Genomic DNA, 3,298 nt, shown 5'->3' with positions numbered 1-3,298 from the left:
CTACAAAGCCAAAAAAGGAGTTTATGAAGAATATCAAAAGAAAAATATATTCACAAAAGACGCATTCTATAACAAATATAAGAAAGACATAGACCAATATAAGGTAGTAAGTGGGAAATTAAAAAAACTCCTATCAGACAAGGAAAAGCTAAGTCCTAAAAAATGGAATGAAGAAAAAAATCTTTTAATGGCAAATCTTTAAGAAATAAATAAAGAAAAAGACAAGATAAAAGATGAATACCAGGAAATTAATCATATAAAATATTCAGTAGATTTTGTAAACAAAGAATTAGGTATAGACTTATCCATAGAAATAGATAAGTTAATAAAACAAGGTGAAAAACCAAGTGTAATAGCACAGATTAAAAAGTTCCAAGACCAAGTTAATAAAGACAATGAATACAGAGAAATGATGAAAAACAAGAAAATGGATCAAGAAAGATAAGACCTGGTAAAAATATCTTATCAAAGCTATAATATGACCAAGAAAATAAAGGCAGATCTAGGAGGTAATAGAGATGAATAAAAGGCAAGAGCTAATAGATGAACTCATAAAAGCAAATGAAGACGGAACATACAAAACATATAAAAGCACAGAAGAAATAAAAGCAATGAACAATGATGAAATACAGATTATATATTCCAACATGAAAAACTATCTATCAGACAAAAGAACACACATAAACTACTAAAGGTGGAAAGGCATTGTAAGCTATTTTAAAGTATAAAAGGTACAAATACCTAAGAAAGCTATATAAACATCAAAATAAGGCATTCCACCACTACCAACAACCAAATAAAAACAAGCAAAGGAGAGAAAAACATGATAAACGAAGAAATAAGTAAAGAAGCAGGTCAAGCAGCACAAACCATAATAACATACACAATAAAGGCAGCAAAAGCGAAAATGGAAGCAGAAAAAGAAGCGGCAAAAGAAGAAGCAACAGTATGATAAAATATTAAAAAAATGTAGTAAGAGGTGAGAAAATGATAAAGAAAATATTTAAAGGAATTTTAATTTTTTAGTATCCCTTATTATTCTTATAGGGATTGGAGATTTTTTATGGATTAATCTTCCGAAGTTAAATGCCAGAAAAAATATTTCTGATATAGAAGACTATGGCAAAGCTGTAAGCCAAATAAACTTAGATGACAATATACAAGTCGTTGGACTTGGGGAAGCGGCTCACGGGAATTCTGATTTTCAAGATTTAAAATTAGAAGTTTTAAAGACTTTAGTTGAAAAAAATAATTTAAAGAGCTTTGCTATTGAAGCTGATTTTGGCGAAGGAATGATAATCAACAATTACATTCACGGAAACAAGAGAGATGAAAATATTTCAAGAATTTTTTCTTTTAATATTTATCACACAAAGAATATGAGCGATCTTATAAATTATATGTTTGACTACAATCAAAAAGCCAGGGATGAGGACAAACTTTCTTTTTACGGCTTTGACATGCAAAATCCAGAAAAATCTATTGATTTAATATTAGATTTTTGTAAGGAAAATAATATATTACAAGAAAAAGACTTGAAAAAGGAGCTTTCTTTTATAAAAGATGAAAAAATTAAGATTTCACAGATAAAAGATAAGGAAGCTTTGTTGTTAGAGATAAAAGCTTATGCAGACGCCCTATCCTCTTCAGATGCAAAAATAGCTTCAATAGCTCTAACAAATATATTAAATAGCATAAAATATTACGAATTAGATTTTAATGACTATGTAAAAGTAAATAATGTTAGAGATGAGCTTATGGCTGAGAATGTTAAATGGATAAGTGATTTTGAAAAATCAAAGGGAAATAAGATGCTTTTAATTTCTGGACACAACGGTCACATTGCAAAAAGTGAAAAATTTTATGAGCCAATGGGGTCTCACTTAAAGAAAATTTTTGGAGAAAAATATTTTATTATTGGAACAGACTTTTATAAGGGAATTGTTAATATCAATGTGGCTGGTCCAGATAACAAGAGGTCAAACCATGTCTTTGTATCTGCTGATCCTTTAGCTTACAGTGCGAGAAAATTTAAAGGAAAATATTATTTAGATTTTACAAAAGTTAAAGATGGAGAAACTTTTGACCTTATAAATAAAGAAATCAACATGATAAGTCTGGGTGAAGAATATTCTCCTCTTATGAAATTCATGCCAAGGACTTATAGGGTAAAGGAAGTTCCAAAAGATTTATATGACGCAATGATCTTTGTTTATTATGCAAAGCCAATTGCTGTTAATGATTAATATTATTTATGAAAGAGATGGAAGATGTTAGAAGTTCAAAATATAAAAAAGATATGACCAGAGAAATCTAAGGGAGTAACGAAAAGTTACACTCTTAAATAACCATAATAAAAGACTTTCGAAAAGCGAATATCAAGAATTTCGATTATCGAAAATCTGTAAATATCAAGGTGGATAGGATATAAAATTGAATAAACATAAAATTTATGATAAAATTATACTGATAATAGTTATCAATAGGAGATAAAAATGTTAAAAAAATTTTTTGAAAATGTAAAAAATCCGAAAAATAATTTCGGCGGTCGCTTCATGGTGAAAGGAATGAATATTGGTCACGAAAAATTGGCGAAATGGGGCAGATCTTTTCTGAATATTAAAACCACGGATGTGGTTTTAGATCTAGGATGTGGCGGTGGACGTAATGTTCAATACTTCTTAACAAAGGCTAAAAAAATATATGGAATGGACTATTCTAAAACAAGTGTAGAAATCGCAAGTTCAGTAAATAGCAAAGCTATAAGAGATGGCAAGTGTAAAATTATTGAAGCAGACGTTGCTAAACTACCTTTTGAAGATGAATCCATAAATATAGTAACTGCCTTTGAAACCATTTATTTTTGGAAGAATATAGAAGTACCTTTTAGGGAAATCTATCGTGTTCTAGTTAAGGACGGTCAGTTTCTAATATGCAACGAAGGAGCATATAGAGAACATAAGAATATAAAAAAATGGGCGGATATGTTAGAATTTGAAGTGTATTCCCCCAAATATCTCACCGAAACATTGACTAAGATAGGATTTAAATGCGAATACCATCTAGACGAGAAAGAGCATATAGTATTTTTAGCTACAAAATTATAAAAAAATTTGAGAATAATGAAAAACAAATCTAAATCTAAGGATTTTTTATTAGTTCCACATTTAAGCAATCACATTTTCAGACACACCTTTACTACAAGGCTTAACGAAAAAAATATAAATACAAAAGCAATGCAGTCTATTCTAGGTCATTCTGATATTAGTACAACAATGGATATATATGTAGAAGTACC

The 3,298-nt window shown here is 29.2% G+C and carries 3 protein-coding genes and 3 pseudogenes; all 6 read left to right on the top strand.

Features of this window, described 5'->3' with window-relative positions; translation table 11 throughout:
• Positions 1–445: pseudogene (locus tag HMPREF9131_RS08520) on the top strand (nickase); the annotation flags it as partial.
• 73 nt (positions 446–518) lie between these two features.
• Positions 519–692, top strand: coding sequence for a hypothetical protein (locus HMPREF9131_RS08435; protein ID WP_009344792.1), 174 nt, complete (start codon positions 519–521; stop codon positions 690–692).
• A 131-nt stretch (positions 693–823) separates the two neighbouring features.
• Positions 824–937: pseudogene (locus HMPREF9131_RS08430) on the top strand (PcfB family protein); the annotation flags it as partial.
• 355 nt (positions 938–1,292) lie between these two features.
• The gene (locus HMPREF9131_RS00575) at positions 1,293–2,246 is read left to right on the top strand and encodes an erythromycin esterase family protein (RefSeq protein WP_009344796.1); all 954 of its coding nucleotides are present in this window, start codon (positions 1,293–1,295) and stop codon (positions 2,244–2,246) included.
• A 249-nt stretch (positions 2,247–2,495) separates the two neighbouring features.
• Positions 2,496–3,107 (top strand): class I SAM-dependent methyltransferase, encoded by a 612-nt coding sequence (locus tag HMPREF9131_RS00570; protein ID WP_009344791.1) that lies wholly within the window; start codon positions 2,496–2,498, stop codon positions 3,105–3,107.
• Positions 3,108–3,110: 3 nt separating this feature from the next.
• Positions 3,111–3,298 (top strand): annotated as a pseudogene (locus HMPREF9131_RS08160) (tyrosine-type recombinase/integrase); the annotation flags it as partial.

The organism is Peptoniphilus sp. oral taxon 836 str. F0141 (genome assembly GCF_000179335.1).
Taxonomy (GTDB): Bacteria; Bacillota; Clostridia; order Tissierellales; family Peptoniphilaceae; genus Peptoniphilus_A; species Peptoniphilus_A lacrimalis.
The sequence above is the reverse complement of the archived record's forward strand: the minus strand, read 5'-3'. Positions and strand labels throughout refer to the sequence as shown.

Excerpts from the sequence above, each read along its gene's own strand:
- HMPREF9131_RS08435 (WP_009344792.1), top strand. The coding sequence starts at position 519 with ATGAATAAAAGGCAAGAGCTAATAGATGAACTCATAAAAGCAAATGAA.
- HMPREF9131_RS00575 (WP_009344796.1), top strand. The coding sequence starts at position 1,293 with ATGATAATCAACAATTACATTCACGGAAACAAGAGAGATGAAAATATT.
- HMPREF9131_RS00570 (WP_009344791.1), top strand. The coding sequence starts at position 2,496 with ATGTTAAAAAAATTTTTTGAAAATGTAAAAAATCCGAAAAATAATTTC.